The 15,351-nt window shown below is 61.7% G+C and carries 13 protein-coding genes, 1 tRNA gene and 1 pseudogene; 10 read left to right on the top strand and 5 right to left on the bottom strand.

Features of this window, described 5'->3' with window-relative positions:
• Positions 1-9: 9 nt before the first annotated feature.
• The 6 genes from tolB (at position 10) to ACF8Q6_RS13480 (ending at position 4,293) form a co-directional block, all read left to right on the top strand.
• A complete protein-coding gene (gene tolB, locus ACF8Q6_RS13505) occupies positions 10-1,281 on the top strand; it encodes a Tol-Pal system beta propeller repeat protein TolB (protein ID WP_012051477.1) in 1,272 nt (423 codons plus the stop codon).
• 54 nt (positions 1,282-1,335) lie between these two features.
• On the top strand, positions 1,336-1,836 hold the full coding sequence (pal, locus tag ACF8Q6_RS13500; RefSeq protein ID WP_003254755.1) for a peptidoglycan-associated lipoprotein Pal: 501 nt from the start codon (positions 1,336-1,338) through the stop codon (positions 1,834-1,836).
• Positions 1,837-1,842: 6 nt separating this feature from the next.
• Entirely contained in the window at positions 1,843-2,649 is an 807-nt protein-coding gene (gene ybgF / locus ACF8Q6_RS13495) for a tol-pal system protein YbgF (protein WP_003254754.1), read from the top strand.
• A gap of 168 nt (positions 2,650-2,817) precedes the next feature.
• A complete protein-coding gene (gene queE / locus ACF8Q6_RS13490) occupies positions 2,818-3,465 on the top strand; it encodes a 7-carboxy-7-deazaguanine synthase QueE (RefSeq protein ID WP_003254753.1) in 648 nt (215 codons plus the stop codon).
• Complete coding sequence (queC, locus tag ACF8Q6_RS13485) at positions 3,465-4,157, top strand: 7-cyano-7-deazaguanine synthase QueC (protein WP_076403786.1); 693 nt, start codon at positions 3,465-3,467, stop codon at positions 4,155-4,157. Before queE ends, queC begins: the two co-directional genes overlap by 1 nt.
• Positions 4,158-4,217: 60 nt before the next feature.
• Positions 4,218-4,293 (top strand) — tRNA-Lys (locus ACF8Q6_RS13480).
• A gap of 93 nt (positions 4,294-4,386) precedes the next feature.
• Here ACF8Q6_RS13480 and ACF8Q6_RS13475 read toward each other — a convergent pair.
• The 4 genes and pseudogenes from ACF8Q6_RS13475 to ACF8Q6_RS13460 all read right to left on the bottom strand — a co-directional run bounded on the left by ACF8Q6_RS13475 (position 4,387) and on the right by ACF8Q6_RS13460 (position 8,974).
• Positions 4,387-5,346 (bottom strand): cation diffusion facilitator family transporter, encoded by a 960-nt coding sequence (locus ACF8Q6_RS13475; protein ID WP_014589999.1) that lies wholly within the window; start codon positions 5,344-5,346, stop codon positions 4,387-4,389.
• Between the two features lie 142 nt (positions 5,347-5,488).
• A complete protein-coding gene (locus ACF8Q6_RS13470) occupies positions 5,489-6,244 on the bottom strand; it encodes a methyl-accepting chemotaxis protein (protein ID WP_370688784.1) in 756 nt (251 codons plus the stop codon).
• Between the two features lie 102 nt (positions 6,245-6,346).
• Positions 6,347-7,336 (bottom strand): annotated as a pseudogene (gene mcpU / locus ACF8Q6_RS13465) (methyl-accepting chemotaxis protein McpU); the annotation flags it as partial.
• A gap of 285 nt (positions 7,337-7,621) precedes the next feature.
• Positions 7,622-8,974 (bottom strand): APC family permease, encoded by a 1,353-nt coding sequence (locus tag ACF8Q6_RS13460; protein ID WP_010952372.1) that lies wholly within the window; start codon positions 8,972-8,974, stop codon positions 7,622-7,624.
• Between the two features lie 445 nt (positions 8,975-9,419).
• Here ACF8Q6_RS13460 and ACF8Q6_RS13455 point away from each other — a divergent pair, with 445 nt between their 5' ends.
• Positions 9,420-10,928 (top strand): YdgA family protein, encoded by a 1,509-nt coding sequence (locus ACF8Q6_RS13455; protein WP_392491640.1) that lies wholly within the window; start codon positions 9,420-9,422, stop codon positions 10,926-10,928.
• Between the two features lie 274 nt (positions 10,929-11,202).
• Positions 11,203-12,261: a quinolinate synthase NadA gene (gene nadA / locus ACF8Q6_RS13450; RefSeq protein ID WP_003254747.1), complete on the top strand. Its 1,059-nt coding sequence runs from the start codon at positions 11,203-11,205 to the stop codon at positions 12,259-12,261.
• 171 nt (positions 12,262-12,432) lie between these two features.
• On the opposite strand, the gene ACF8Q6_RS13445 is transcribed toward nadA, so the two are convergent.
• Complete coding sequence (locus tag ACF8Q6_RS13445) at positions 12,433-13,869, bottom strand: M48 family metalloprotease (protein ID WP_014590004.1); 1,437 nt, start codon at positions 13,867-13,869, stop codon at positions 12,433-12,435.
• 122 nt (positions 13,870-13,991) lie between these two features.
• Between ACF8Q6_RS13445 and ACF8Q6_RS13440 the strand changes: the two genes are divergently transcribed.
• Both ACF8Q6_RS13440 and ACF8Q6_RS13435 read left to right on the top strand, forming a co-directional pair.
• On the top strand, positions 13,992-14,231 hold the full coding sequence (locus ACF8Q6_RS13440; RefSeq protein WP_003254745.1) for a sulfurtransferase TusA family protein: 240 nt from the start codon (positions 13,992-13,994) through the stop codon (positions 14,229-14,231).
• A gap of 20 nt (positions 14,232-14,251) precedes the next feature.
• Positions 14,252-15,322: an AI-2E family transporter gene (locus ACF8Q6_RS13435; RefSeq protein WP_003254744.1), complete on the top strand. Its 1,071-nt coding sequence runs from the start codon at positions 14,252-14,254 to the stop codon at positions 15,320-15,322.
• The last annotated feature ends 29 nt before the right edge of the window (positions 15,323-15,351 follow it).

Below are 15,351 nucleotides of genomic sequence, written 5' to 3'. Positions count from 1 at the left end.
CTGCTGGTCATGCTCTGCTGCGTGGCAGGCATGGCGGTGGCAGAAGAAAAGAACATCCTGGTTACCAGCGGCAGCGACCGGGCCACGCCCATCGCGGTAGTACCGTTCGGTCTGCAGGGCGGCAGCGTGCTGCCCGAAGACATCGCCGACATCATTGGCAATGACCTGCGCAACTCTGGCTACTACTCGCCAATTCCGCGGCAGAACATGATCAGCCAGCCGTCGCAGGCCAGCGAAGTGATCTTCCGTGACTGGAAAGCGCTGGGTGCACAGTACGTGATGGTCGGCAGCATCGTGCCGTCGGGCGGTCGCCTGCAGGTGCAGTACGCGCTGTTCAACGTCGCCACCGAGCAGCAAGTGCTGACCGGCAGCGTGGCGGGCAGCACCGACCAGCTGCGCGACATGGCGCACTACATTGCCGACCAGTCGTTCGAGAAGCTGACCGGCATCAAGGGCGCGTTCTCTACGCGCATGCTGTACGTGACGGCCGAGCGTTTCTCCACCAACAACACCCGCTACACCCTCCAGCGTTCGGACTACGACGGTGCGCGTGCGGTGACCCTGCTGCAATCGCGTGAGCCGATCCTGTCGCCGCGCTTTGCGCCAGATGGCAAACGGATCGCCTATGTTTCGTTCGAGCAGAAGCGCCCACGTATCTTCGTGCAGAACATCGATACTGGCCGCCGCGAGCAGGTGACCAACTTCGAAGGCCTGAACGGTGCGCCAGCCTGGTCGCCTGACGGTTCGCGCCTGGCGTTCGTGCTGTCCAAGGACGGCAACCCGGACATCTACGTGATGAATGTGGCCTCGCGCCAGATCAGCCGTGTTACTGCAGGCCCGGGTATCAATACCGAGCCGTTCTGGGGCAAAGATGGCAACACCCTTTACTTCACTTCCGACCGTGGCGGCAAACCGCAGATCTATAAACAGTCGGTCAGTGGTGGTGGTGCCGAGCGCGTAACGTTCGTAGGTAACTACAACGCCAACCCGAAACTTTCGGCGGACGAAAAGACCCTGGTAATGATTCATCGCCAACAGGGCTTTACCAACTTCAAAGTGGCGGCACAGGACTTGCAGCGCGGAAGTGTAAAGATTCTGTCTGAAACAAGTCTTGATGAGTCTCCCACTGTTGCGCCAAACGGCACCATGCTAATCTACGCCACCCGCCAGCAGGGCCGGGGAGTCTTGATGCTCGTGTCGCTTAATGGCCGCGTGAGGCTCCCACTTCCTACCGCTCAAGGCGAAGTCAGAGAACCGTCCTGGTCCCCTTACCTGAACTGATTGCGGCGTAATACATTTTGCTTAACACACTGGGGTTTCATTAGGAGTTTCACGATGGAAATGCTGAAGTTTGGTAAATTTGCTGCGCTGGCTCTGGCCATGGCCGTAGCTGTAGGTTGCTCCTCGAAGGGCGGTGATAACGCAGGCGAAGGCGCTGCTGTAGACCCTAACGCTGGCTACGGTGCCAACACTGGCGCTGTTGACGGCTCCCTGAGCGAAGAAGCCGCCCTGCGCGCAATCACCACCTTCTACTTCGAATACGACAGCTCGGACCTGAAGCCAGAAGCCATGCGCGCTCTGGACGTTCACGCCAAGGACCTGAAAGCCAACGGCAACCGTGTTGTTCTGGAAGGTAACACCGACGAGCGCGGCACCCGCGAGTACAACATGGCTCTGGGTGAGCGTCGTGCGAAAGCCGTTCAGCGCTACCTGGTTCTGCAGGGCGTTTCCCCTGCTCAGCTGGAACTGGTTTCCTACGGCGAAGAGCGTCCAGTTGCTACCGGCAACGACGAGCAGTCCTGGGCTCAGAACCGTCGCGTAGAACTGCGTAAGTAAGTTCTTATGCGTATGTGCCGCCGTGTAGTAACCGTCCTCGCACTCAGCCTGCCGCTTGCGGCCTGGGCTGAGGTCCCTGTAGTAGATGACAACGCAGGCAGCTATCCGCCTGCGGGTTATGGCACGAGCGGCGCCTATGCCGGGTCAGGGGCTTCGGCCCCTGCCTCTGCACAGGGCCAGCTGTTCATGCAGCTGCAACAGATGCAGGATCAGCTTTCCCGCCAGCAAGGCATCATCGAAGAGCTGCAAAACGATGTGTCGCGCATGAAGCAGGAAAACCTGGAGCGTTACCAGGACCTGGACCGTCGCATCAACAGTGGCGCTGCGCCTGCCGCAACCCCTGACAATTCCTCCGGTGGTGGTGCGTCCAATGCCGCCCCCGATGCCGCAGCAGGTGCTGCTGCGCAACAACCGGCCGGCAGTAGCCAGCCCGGTGATCCGGCGAAAGAGAAGCTCTATTACGACGCAGCTTTCGACCTGATCAAACAGAAAGACTTCGACAAGGCCAGCCAGGCGTTCAACGCCTTCCTGCGCAAGTACCCCAACAGCCAGTACGCCGGTAATGCCCAGTACTGGTTGGGTGAAGTGAACCTGGCCAAGGGTGACCTGCAAGGCGCCAGCCAGGCTTTTGCCCAGGTCAGCCAAAAGTACCCGAAGCACAGCAAGGTGCCAGATTCGCTGTACAAACTGGCTGATGTCGAGCGCCGTATGGGCCATACCGACAAGGTAAAAGGCATCCTCCAGCAGGTCGTCACCCAGTACCCCGGCACCTCTGCCGCTCAACTGGCTCAGCGTGACCTGCAGAAGCTCTAGGCATTGTCGCTGTACCGCTCGAAAGAAACCCGCGCCAGTCGCGGGTTTTTTCGTTAGAATCACTGCCCTTTTTTCGTAAACACGCTGCTGCGGATAACGCGATGTCGAGTCCGCGACAGTGCCTGACGGAGGCGGACAGCCTGTTTAGCTGTCACGCCCGTGGCGAGCATGCAAGACACATTACGCATCACCGAAGTCTTTTACTCTTTGCAGGGTGAGACGCGAACGGCCGGGCTGCCTACGGTATTTGTGCGCCTCACCGGTTGCCCCCTGCGTTGCCAGTACTGCGACAGTGCCTATGCCTTCAGTGGCGGTACCGTTCGCACCCTTGATTCGATCCTTGAGCAGGTCGCCGGCTTCAAGCCGCGCTACGTCTGTGTCACCGGTGGCGAACCGCTGGCCCAGCCCAACGCCTTGCCGTTGCTGCAGCGGCTGTGTGACGCTGGTTACGAGGTGTCGCTGGAAACCAGCGGTGCGCTGGATATTGCCGGCACCGACACCCGCGTCAGCCGTGTGGTCGACCTGAAAACCCCAGGCTCCGAAGAGTCGCACCGTAACCGCTACGAGAACATCGAGCAGCTGACGCGTAACGACCAGGTCAAGTTCGTCATCTGTTCCCGCGAGGATTATGACTGGGCGGTATCCAAGCTGATCCAGTACAACCTGGCAGAGCGTGCTGGTGAGGTGTTGTTCTCACCTAGCCATCATCAGGTGAACGCCAGTGACCTGGCTGACTGGATCGTTGCTGACAACCTGCCCGTACGCTTCCAACTGCAGCTGCACAAGCTGCTGTGGAACGACGAGCCCGGACGTTGATTGAGGAGCACGTACACATGACAGAAAAACGCGCAGTAATCCTGTTGTCCGGCGGCCTGGACTCGGCCACCGTGGTTGCCATGGCCAAGGCCGAAGGCTACAGCTGCTACACCATGAGCTTTGACTACGGCCAGCGTCATCGCGCCGAGCTGAACGCCGCTGCCCGCGTGGCCCGCGACTTGGGTGTGGTCGAGCACAAGGTGATTGGGCTGAACCTCGACGGCATCGGCGGTTCGGCATTGACCGACAGCAGCATCGACGTGCCGGAAGCACCGGGCGAAGGCATTCCGGTCACTTATGTGCCGGCGCGCAACACCGTGTTCCTTTCGCTGGCGCTGGGTTGGGCCGAAGTGCTGGAAGCGCGCGACATCTTCATTGGCGTCAATGCCGTGGATTACTCCGGCTACCCGGATTGCCGTCCCGAGTTCGTCGAGGCCTTCGAGCGCATGGCCAACCTGGCGACCAAGGCTGGCGTAGAAGGGCAGGGCTTCCGCATCCAGGCGCCGCTGCAGAACATGAGCAAGGCGCAGATCGTGCAGGCCGGTATGGCCCGTGGTGTGGACTACAGCCTGACCGTTTCCTGCTACCAGGCCGACGATGACGGCCGCGCCTGTGGCAAATGCGACAGCTGCCGCCTGCGCGCCGATGGTTTCAAGGCCGCCGGAATCGAAGACCCGACTCGGTATTTTTGAAAAAATCGTGATGGGGTGTTGAATTCTCGTTAGAAATCAGTATTATACGCGCCATCAAATGGGTCGTTAGCTCAGTTGGTAGAGCAGTTGGCTTTTAACCAATTGGTCGTAGGTTCGAATCCTACACGACCCACCATACGCAGTACGTGAAAGCCCGCTACCAGAAATGGTCGCGGGCTTTTTCGTTTGCGCTACGGGTTTCGGAAAAAGGGCGCAGAGCGCCCACCAATTACTCGGCCCATTCCGGGTCGCCAGTGAACACCACGGTCAGCCAGCGGTCCGGCCCTTCTCCGCCTACCGCGTCGCCAATCTCGTTGCGCCAGGCATCCCATTCATCGATGGTTTTCGCCGCCATGGTTTTGGGCACGATGAAATACAGTTCGATCTCCCGCGAACGCCCGACCTTGGCGACATAGGCGCGGTAAGACTGCAGGCCGTGGCGAGCGACGAAGGCCTTGGCCACCTCATCTACGTGCAGCTTGAGGTCGCCAGGGGTGACCAGGAAGATTTCAGACAGCGCCTGGCGCACCACCGACATCGGCAACGGCACGATCACCAGGCACACCAGCGCCAGCACCGCCGGGTCAATATAGGGTGATACCCATTCCAGCGAAGTGCCTTGCACGGCATAGCCAAAGCAGAAGGCGATCAGCAGTGCGGCCGTGATGCTGGCCGACATCACCCAGCCCTTGACGTCCATGCGCACGAAGTCTGACTTCAGTTTGCGGTTGGCGCGGGCCTCGATGACGGCGATGGTCACGCAGGTGATCACCGTCAACGCCGCGTAGACCATGGCAATGCCGAACTCCAGGTGGCGCCCGCCTTGCAGCAGGCTGCTGACGGCGTTGATCAGCGCGTAGATGGCCACGCCGCCGAGCAGAATGCCGTTGAGTGCCAGTACCATGGGCTCCAGGTGCCAGAAACCCATGGTGAAGCGCTCGCGCAGCTTGCGCGACATCTGCACGCTGGTGGTGTGCGAAGTGATCAGCTTGACCACTACCAGCGAGAGCCCGCTCATGCTGGCGTCGACCAGCGAGTACACACCGTCGAAGACGATGGAGAACGAGCCGGAGGCAAGGCCGAAGGCGATGCCGATGGTGGCGATGAACAGGGTGGCGGCGATCGAGGTGCGTAATAGCCCTTGTTCGCTGGTGATGTCGAAGAAAGTGGATCGGGTTGGATTAGGCATAAGTTGTGCTCAAGAATAACAATGGTGCGGTGCCTGTCAGGGCCTCTTCGCGGGCACGCCCGCTCCTACAGGTTCGGCGTAACCCTAAGGGGCTGTGCAGTCCCTGTGGGGGCGGGCGTGCCCGCAAAGAGGCCCTGACAGGCTAAACGCGAAACTGCTCCATCAGCGCCTGCTGCTGGTTGGCCAGCCGGTTCAGGGCCTGACTGATGCGTGCCGATTCATCGGCCTGCCCGGCCAGTGATTCTGTCACGTCTCGAATGCCGGCCACGTTACGGTTCACTTCCTCGGCCACCGCGCTCTGCTCTTCCGCCGCCGAGGCAATCTGCAGGTTCATGTCGCTGATCACCGCCACGGCCTCGCCAATACGCTGCAGTGCCGGTAATGCCTGCTCCATGCGTGCGGCGCTGTCCTGGGCCTGGCGTTGGCCTGCATGCATGGCCCCCACCACGTCCTGGGTGCCTTGCTGAAGGCCTTCGATGACCTGGCGAATTTCCTCTACCGAAACCTGCGTGCGCTGGGCCAGGCCGCGCACCTCATCGGCAACCACGGCGAAGCCACGCCCGGCTTCGCCTGCGCGGGCCGCTTCGATGGCGGCATTCAGTGCCAGCAGGTTGGTTTGCTCGGCAATGGTGCGGATCACTTCAAGCACCGAGCCGATTTGCCCGCTGCGGTCTTCCAGTGCTCGAGCCTCGTCCATGGCAGTGTTCATGCCTGCGGCCAGGCGGTCGATGCCCTGGCGCGTGCTGTCCACCAGTTGCAAGCCTTCCTGGCTGGCCTGATCCGCAGCGCGTGCAGCCTGGGCCGCCTGCGAGGCGTTGTGGGCGACATCCAGTGCGGTGGCGCTCATTTCATTGGCCGCTGTGGCCACCTGTTCGATTTCGCGATGCTGTTGCTGCATGCCGTTGCTGGTCTGGCTGGCGATGGCAGCCGATTGGTCGGCGGTGTCGCGGGCCTCCTGCAGCGACCCTTTGACCTGGGCAATGACCGGTTGCAACTTGTCGAGGAAGCGGTTGAACCAGCCGGTGAGCAGGCCCAGTTCATCCTGGCGGGCGTAGTCCAGGCGACGGGTAAGGTCGCCTTCGCCACTGGCAATGTCTTCCAGGCGTGCCGCCACGGCCAGGATGGGCCGGCTAACGCCGCGAGCGGTCAGCCACACCAGCAGCAAACCGGCGATAGCCGTGCCAAGGCCTATCAGCAGGCTGGTGAGGTTGGCGTTCTGGTTATGGGCATCAAGGCGCTGGTTGAGGGCTACGGCAGGGGCCTGCAGCACGCTTTCCGGCAGTTCCAGCACTACCTGCCACGGGGCGGTGTCAGGGATTGGCGTGAAGGGGTGGGCCACGCGCAGCAGGCCGTCGGCTACCGCCTTGTCCATGGGCTTGCCGAGCACGCTGTCGTCGCGACTGTTGCCGGCCAGCAGGCCGGCGGCGGTGGCGATGCTCACCTGGCCCTGGCCGTCGAACAGATCGCGGCGGCCGTCCACGCTCAGTTGCTGCAGGTTGGCCAGGCCGATGTCCAGGCCGACCACGCCGACTACCTTGCCGTGTTCCAGCAATGGCAGAGCGATGCTGGTCATCAGCACCTGACGGCCGTTGACCTCGTCGAGGTACGGTTCGAGCATGCAGGTCCTGGCGGTGTCCTGCGGGCAGGTCAGCCAGCGGTTCTTCGCCGCGCCGTTGCTGCCGATGCTGGTGTCGCCGAGCATCGTTTCCGGCATGGCTTCAAGTTCCAGGGTGCCGGGGCTTGGTTGGGACCAGTACAGCGAGAAACGCCCGCTCTCATTGCTGCCCAGGGCGTCCTGCCCGAGGTAGTGGCTGTCCTGCTGGTCCAGGGCATTGGGTTGGAACACCAGGTACAGGCCAATCACATCCGGGTTGCCGGCCAGGCTGGCACGCGCCTGGCGGGTCAGTTCGGCGCGCAGGTCGCTACCACCACGGTCCTTCAGCACCTGTACCAGGCGGGCAAAGCCATTGCCGTACTGGTAGGCGTCCATGAAGTAGCGCTGGATACGCAAGGCCTGGGTTTCGGCGTGGGCCTGCAGGCGCTGGCGGGCGCTGTCTTCGAGCATGGCAGTGTTGGCCTGGTTGACCAGGGCGGCGCTGCGATGGGCCTGGGTCAGCGAGGTGGCTACCAGCAAGGCGACAATGGCCAGCAGGCACAGGCCGGCGAGGAGTGTGATCTTCCACTGGATGGAGAGGCGACGCAGCGGCATGAGGGCTTTCCTTTTCGAACAAATGCAACGCCCGCGATCAGGCGCGGGCGTTGTTGGCAGCGTGGGTCATTCGGCGACGTAGTTGGGCGGTGCCGCGCGGAAGGCTTTGGTCAGCCAGCCCAGGTAGACCAGCCCGAGCGCAGCCCAGATGCCGCCAAACATCAGCGAATGTGCGTTGAGGTCCAGCCACAGCGAGACGATGATGCAGAAGCCGATGGTCGGCAGTACCAGGTACTTCAGCTGGTTGGCCAGGCCTTTACGGTTGCCTTCGCGCAGGTAGCAGTGGTTGATCACCGACAGGTTGACGAAGCTGAACGCGACCAGGGCGCCGAAGTTGATGATGGAAGTGGCGGTGACCAGGTCGAAGAAGATTGCCGACAGTGAAATCAGCCCTACCACGGCAATGTTCAGCACTGGCGTCTTGTAGCGCGAATGCAGGCGGGCGAAGACGCTGGCCGGGATCACGTTGTCGCGGCCCATTACATACAGCAGGCGTGACACGCTGGTTTGCGAGGCCAGGCCCGAGGCGATGGTGTTGATCACGGTGCAGGCGATGAAGATCGACTGGAAGAGCTTGCCGCCAACGTACAGGGCAATTTCCGGCAGGGCTGCTTCCTGGTCGTGGAAGCGGGCCATGGTCGGGAAGTAGGCCTGAATGAAGTACGACACGGTGATGAACACCACACCGCCAATCAGTGCGGTGAGGAAGATCGCCCGGGGAATGGTCTTGGCCGGATCGCGGGTTTCCTCGGACAGGCAGGTGACCGCGTCAAAGCCCAGGAACGAGAAGCACAGGATGGTTGCACCGGCGGCCAGGGCGCTGAACTGGGTCTGGCTGTCGGCGAACGGTATCAGGCTCCAGGTGGTACCCAGCCCTTCACCCTGGTCCAGGCCGCGCACACACAGGTAGATGAACACGGCGATGATCGCCACCTGTACACCCACGAACAGCAGGTTGAAGTGGGCCACCAGGTTCACGCTGCGCATGTTGATCAGGCTGATCAGGGTGACGAAGCCGGCCACCCACATCCACTCAGGCACTTCCGGGAACATGGCCGAAAGGTACAGCTTGGCCAGTAGTGCGTTGACCATCGGCAGCAGCAGGTAGTCCAGTAACGAAGACCAGCCCACCAGGAAGCCCACGTGCGGGTTGATCGCGCGCTGGGTGTAGGTGTAGGCCGAGCCCGACTGCGGGAAGCGTTTTACCAGGGTGCCATAGCTCACCGCGGTGAACAGGATGCCGGCCAATGCCAGGATGTAGGCACTGGGTACATGGCCGGCAGTAATCCCGCTGACGATGCCGAAGGTGTCGAACACGGTCATCGGGGTCAGGTAGGCCAGGCCGATGATGATCACGTGCCAGAGACGCAGGGTTTTGCGAAGTTGGCCGTTGCCGGAAGCGCTGTGGTCAGGCTGCATGCTGGCATGGCTCCTGCTGCTGGGCGTAAACGACGGGCACAGTGTATTGCGCATGCGGCAAGGGCGAGCGGGTGGGCTCCATATTGTTCACCTTTATGTTGGAGCGGCGGAAGGCGCGGTGGGGCGCGCAAAGTGGTGAAAATAAAAAACGATGGGTAGGTGGGTGTCAAGTTAAACATGACAAGATGTTGCAAAATTGAAATATTTATCGATTAAATACGGGATTTGTTCGGTTGTTGTGCGTTTTTTTGCGATTCTGATCAATTTGAGTGTTCGTAAAAATTAACGAGTCCTTTGCTTGTTTCACCTGGCTGTCGGATGTGTCCGAAAAATGGCATTTCTCGAGCTGGGCCAGCACTCGGCCCAATCGGGGGTGGTACTCTTCGATTTCTGCGTGGCCTCTGGCCGCCTTCGAAGCCCTTACGGACAGCAATCGGTTCTATTCATGAAGAAATCAGTTGGCATCCTTTCCGGCCTGGCTATCGCCATTGCCGTCGCAACCACCGCAGGCGCCTGGTACACCGGCAAGCAGCTGCCGGCAGAGCTGGACAACGCCCTTGCACGCAGCAACGCCGAACTCAAAAAGGCCCTGGTCAGTACCGGTGGTAGCATGAGCATCGAGCGTGTGTCGCTGGAGCAGCATCTCTTCAGCAGCACTGCCCAGTACCGGCTCAAGGCTCGCGACATCAACGTGGGGCAGGGCGAGGTGATCAATTTTGACGTGGGCGTGACCGACCAGATCGAGCACGGCCCGTTTCCCTGGTCGAGGGTCAGGGCACTGAAGCTGATGCCGGTAATGGCGGTCAGCAACAGCACGCTGCAGAAGGATGAAGCCGTCGCGCCATGGTTCGCCGCTGCGGGTGAAAAGGCCCCGATCAGCGCACAGACCAGCCTGGGTTACGGCGGCAGTGTGGTCAGCCAGGTTCAGCTGGCGCCGCTCAAGTTTGACGAAGCGGATGGCAACACCTTCGACTTCTCGGGTATGCAGTTCGAAGTCAGTGGGGACAAGGAGGGCAAGGCCTCCAAGTTCCGCGGCCAGGCCGACAGGCTGGTGATGAAGCGTGTGCATGACGACCAGCCGCCGGCCACGTTCGAGCTAAAAGGGCTGACGTTTGGCGGTAACCTCGCAGCCACCGCGCACGATGCCATCTATGTCGGTAACGTCGATCTGGCGTTGGCTGAAGCCAAGGTCACACTTGGGCCGAAACAGCAGGTGCTGTTGATCAAGGGCCTGGAACAGAACGCCTTGCAAACCCTCGACGGCACGGACACCGTAGGTGGCCGCGCGGCGTACAAGGTCGGCGACATCAGCTGGGATGGCCGCGCGGTAGGCAAGGCGCAGATGGCGGTGAGCGTGACTTCGGTAAACGCCCCGGCGCTGCAGGCCTTGTCGAAGTGGTACCAGTCGCACTTGCCGGAGTTCGAGGCCGCCAGTGCGGCTGGCCAGCCGGTGCCGCAGATCCAGATGGACGACGCCGAAAAGGCCCGCTTCCAGGGTGACTTGCAGAAATTGCTGGCCGCCAAGCCCAAGCTGGCGGTGGAAAACCTGTCGTTCAAGACCGCCAATGGCGAGAGCCGCTTCAACCTGTCGATGGACCTCGCCGCGCCGGCCAGCTTCGACCTGCCGCCGGATCAGCTGAGCAAGCAGATCATCACGGAGGTGAAAGGCAAGCTGTCACTGTCCAAGCCGATGATCGGTGACCTGGCGACCTTGCAGGCCTTGCTGGATGGCCAGACCGATGCGCAAGCGATTGCCATGCAGTCGAGCCAGGCGGGGGAGATGGTCGGTATGATGGCGCTGCAGAGCGGCATGGCCACCGTGCAGGGCGATGATGTGGTCAGCAGCCTGCACTATGCCGATGGCATGGTCGATTTCAATGGCCGAAAAATGACCGTGGAAGAATTTGCCATGTTCATGGCGACGCATCTGGGGGCCCTGTCGCCGCAGGGGTGATGGTTTCTCCTGTTGCGGCCTCTTCGCGGGTGAACCCGCTCCTACCAGGATTTCACAGTGTAGGAGCGGGTTCACCCGCGAAGGGGCCCGCACAAGCACTACAAAAACCCCTTTAGTAATCGCTGGATTGTCTGTAGCCTTCGGCCTCCGATAATAATCCGCGCCCGCAGAGGGCCGTGGCGGTCAGCATGCCGTCCGGCACCCTTAGCCGATCTGCCAGGGCCGGGTGATACACTCGATTTGACGCGCAAGCGCGCCTGCAGGTCCAGCGATCATGACCCAGATTTCCGAACGCCTTTTGGTTCAGGCCCACCTCGACGCCAAGCAGCCCAACCCGCTGACAGCCGAGCAGGAGGCCGAATACCGTGCGGCCATCGCTGCCGAGCTCAAAGCCCAGAATGCCGTGCTGGTTGCCCATTACTACTGCGACCCGGTCATCCAGGCGCTGGCTGAAGAAACCGGCGGCTGCGTGTCCGACTCGTTGGAAATGGCCCGTTTCGGCAAGAACCACCCGGCCGAAACGGTCATCGTGGCCGGTGTGCGCTTCATGGGCGAGACGGCAAAAATCCTCACCCCGGAAAAGCGCGTGCTAATGCCGACACTGGAGGCCACTTGCTCGCTCGACCTGGGCTGCCCGGTAGAAGAGTTCTCGGCCTTCTGCGACCAGCACCCTGAGCGCACCGTGGTGGTCTACGCCAACACGTCCGCAGCGGTGAAGGCGCGCGCCGATTGGGTGGTGACTTCGAGCTGCGCGCTGGAAATTGTCGAAAGCCTGATGGACAACGGCGAAACCATCATCTGGGGCCCGGACCAGCACCTGGGCCGTTACATCCAGAAGCAGACCGGTGCCGACATGCTGCTGTGGGACGGTGCCTGCATCGTTCACGAAGAGTTCAAGTCGCGCCAGTTGGCTGACATGAAGGCGCTGTACCCGGATGCTGCGATCCTGGTGCACCCCGAGTCGCCGGAAGCGGTGATCGAGTTGGCCGACGCGGTGGGTTCCACCAGTCAGCTGATCAAGGCTGCCCAGACCCTGCCGAACAAAACCTTCATCGTCGCCACCGACCGCGGCATCTTCTACAAGATGCAGCAGCTGTGCCCGGACAAGGAATTCGTCGAAGCCCCCACCGCCGGCAACGGCGCGGCATGCCGCAGCTGTGCGCACTGCCCGTGGATGGCGATGAACACCCTGGAGCGGGTGCTGGATTGCCTGCGTAATGGCACCAACGAGATTTTCGTTGACCCGGCGCTGGTGCCCAAGGCGATCAAGCCGCTTAATCGCATGCTGGACTTTACCCAGGCGGCGCGGCTGAAACTTTCCGGTAACGCTTGAGGTTGCCGGGGCCGCTTTGCGGCCCAATCGCGACACAAGGCCGCTCCCACAATGATCGGCGTATGCAGGGTCATGTGGGAGTAACTGTCTTGCTCAATTTCTAAAAGCTGGCGCGATCCCTGTGGGAGCGGCCTTGTGTCGCGATTGGGGCGCAAAGCGCCCCCAAAATCCTCAGCGCCCCATCATTTCCTGAACCATGCGCCGTTGCTCCATGATCTCGCGCTGGCGCTGGTCAATCTGTGAGGCCAGCGGGAAATTCCCACCCGCCCGGCGCTTGGCGTAATCCAGCTGCTGGATTGCCTGATCAAAGTCGCCGACCAGCGTGAAGTACTCGGCACGCGCCCGGTGCAAGCCAATGGTATTGCCCGACAAGCCACGCACCTCGGCCATGTCGTACCACACATCCGGGTCATCCGGCCGACTCTTCACCAGCTCGTTCAACACCTTCTCGGCCTCAGCCGGCTTGTTCTGTTTCACCAGCAGGTCGGCACGCACCTGTTTCAACGGGTAGTTGCCCGGGTACAGCCCCTGCATCCGTTCGGCGCGCTGTTGGGCGTCGGCAAGACGGTTGTTGGTGATGTCCAGGTCGATCTGCGCCAGGTTGTAGGTGATGTCGTTGGGCGCCTTGGCCAGCAGCGGCTTGAGCATTTCACGGGCCTCGTTCAATTGCCCGCCCTTGATCTGTGCCAAGGCCAGGCCATAACGTGCGGCATCCAGTTTTGGGTCTTCGTCCAGCTGGGCGCGGAAGCGCTTGGCGGCAAGCCCCGGCGTGCCTTCGTAGGTCAGTGCCACCCGGGCGCGGATCAGCTGGTAGCGCATGCTGTCTTCGATACCACCCTTGGGCGCCTGGTCGGCGCGGTTACGGGTGTCGGCAATACGTGATTCGGTCACCGGGTGGGTCAGCAGGAACTCCGGCGGTTTGGCGTCATAGCGATACTGGCGTGCCAGGCGCTCGAACATGGTCGGCATGTTGCGCGGATCGTAGCCGGCCTTTTCCAGGTTCTGGATACCGATGCGGTCGGCTTCCTGTTCATTCTGGCGCGAGAAGCGCCGTTGCTCCTGAATGGCCGCCGCCTGGGTGCCGGCAATCATGCCGATGCCCGCATCGCCGGCGCCACCTGCGGCCAGCACGATGCCGGCCAGCAGCGCTGCCATCATCGGCAACTGCATACGCTGCTGGGCCTCGACACCCCGTGCGAAGTGGCGTTGCGACAAGTGCGCCAGTTCGTGGGCCAGTACCGAGGCATATTCACCCTCGGTCTGGGCGTTGAGGAACAGCCCGCCGTTGACCCCGACAATGCCACCCGGGGCGGCAAAGGCGTTCAGCTCGCGGCTGTCGATCAGGATGAACTCCAGGCGCCGGTCCTGCAGCTGGCTGGTTTCGGCCAGCTTGTACACGCTGGTTTCGACGTAGTCCTTGAGCTGTGGGTCGTTGAGCTGATTGACCTGGCCGCGCAGCAGGCTGAGCCAGGCACGGCCCAGTTGGTGCTCCTGTTGCGGCGAGACGATCGCAGAACTGGCATCACCCAGTGATGGCAGGTCGTCAGCATGGCCGGGAAGGGCCATCAGGCAGGCCAGCGTCAGCAGGGTAGGGCGCAGTAGATTCATGCATGAAGCTCGCGTCGGATCAAAGATACCTACTGTAGCGGGCTCACACGTTGGCGACCAGTGGCGCTATCCTAGCCAGCCATGCCAAGAAGCACCCTGGCGATGCCTTTGGAGACCCTGCGATGAGTAACACCCTGACCTGCGACGCCGAACTGGACGCCAGCGGGCTGAATTGCCCTTTGCCACTGCTCAAGGCCAAGATGGAGCTCAATCGCCTGGCCAGTGGCGCGGTGCTCAAGGTTATCGCCACGGACGCAGGCTCCCAGCGCGACTTCCGCACTTTCGCCCAGTTGGCCGGTCATACCCTGCTGCAAGAAACGGCCGAGGCCGGTACCTATACTTACTGGCTGCGCAAGGCCTGAGTCTTTTCCAAGGATCGTCAATGTTCAAAGTGCTTCGCGACTGGGTGCAGCGCTACTTCTCCGATGAGGAAGCGGTGGTGCTGGCGGTCCTGTTGTTCCTGGCTTTTACCGCCGTGCTCACCCTGGGTGGCATGCTCGCGCCGGTGCTGGCGGGCATGGTGCTGGCGTTTCTGATGCAGGGGCTGGTCAACGCCCTGGAGCGCGTGCGCGTACCTACACGGCTGGCGGTGATGCTGGTGTTCGCCTTGTTCATGGGCGCACTGGCGGTGTTCATGCTGGTGCTGGTACCGCTGCTGTGGCACCAGCTGATCACGCTGTTCAACGAGCTGCCGGGCATGCTCGGCAAGTGGCAGTCGTTGTTGTTGCTGCTGCCGGAGCGTTATCCGCACCTGGTGTCGGACGAGCAGGTATTGCACGCCATCGAATCGGTGCGCGGTGAAATTGGCAAGTTTGGTCAATGGGCGCTGACCTTCTCGTTGTCCAGCCTGCCACTGCTGGTCAATGCCATGATCTATCTGGTGCTGGTGCCGATTCTGGTGTTCTTCTTCCTGAAGGATCGCGAACTCATTGGCCGCTGGGTCAGCGGCTACCTGCCGCGCCAGCGCACCTTGCTGAACCGGGTGGGCAGCGAGATGAACCGGCAGATCGCCAACTACATCCGCGGCAAGGGTATCGAGATTCTGATCTGCGGCATTGCCACTTACATTGCCTTCATCAGCCTGGGGCTCAATTACGCAGCGCTATTGGCGTTGCTGGTGGGGCTGTCGGTGGTGGTGCCTTACGTGGGCGCGGTGGTCGTGACCGTGCCGGTGACCCTGATTGCGCTGTTCCAGTGGGGCTGGGGCGACCAGTTCATCTACCTGATGACGGTGTACGCGATCATCCAGGCGCTGGATGGCAACGTGCTGGTACCGCTGCTGTTCTCCGAGGCGGTGAGCCTGCACCCGGTGGCGATTATCTGCGCGGTGCTGCTGTTTGGCGGGCTATGGGGGTTCTGGGGGATATTCTTCGCCATCCCGCTGGCGACGCTGATCAAGGCCGTGCTGGATGCGTGGCCCAAGCAGGAGCCTAGCGTTTCACCGATGCTTTGAATGTCATTGGGGCCGCTCTGCGGCCCTTC

Origin of the sequence: Pseudomonas sp. GLN_2 (genome assembly GCF_043106005.1) — a bacterium.
In the GTDB taxonomy this organism is placed as follows: Bacteria; Pseudomonadota; Gammaproteobacteria; order Pseudomonadales; family Pseudomonadaceae; genus Aquipseudomonas; species Aquipseudomonas alloputida.
This window is presented reverse-complemented; position numbering and strand designations above follow the sequence as displayed.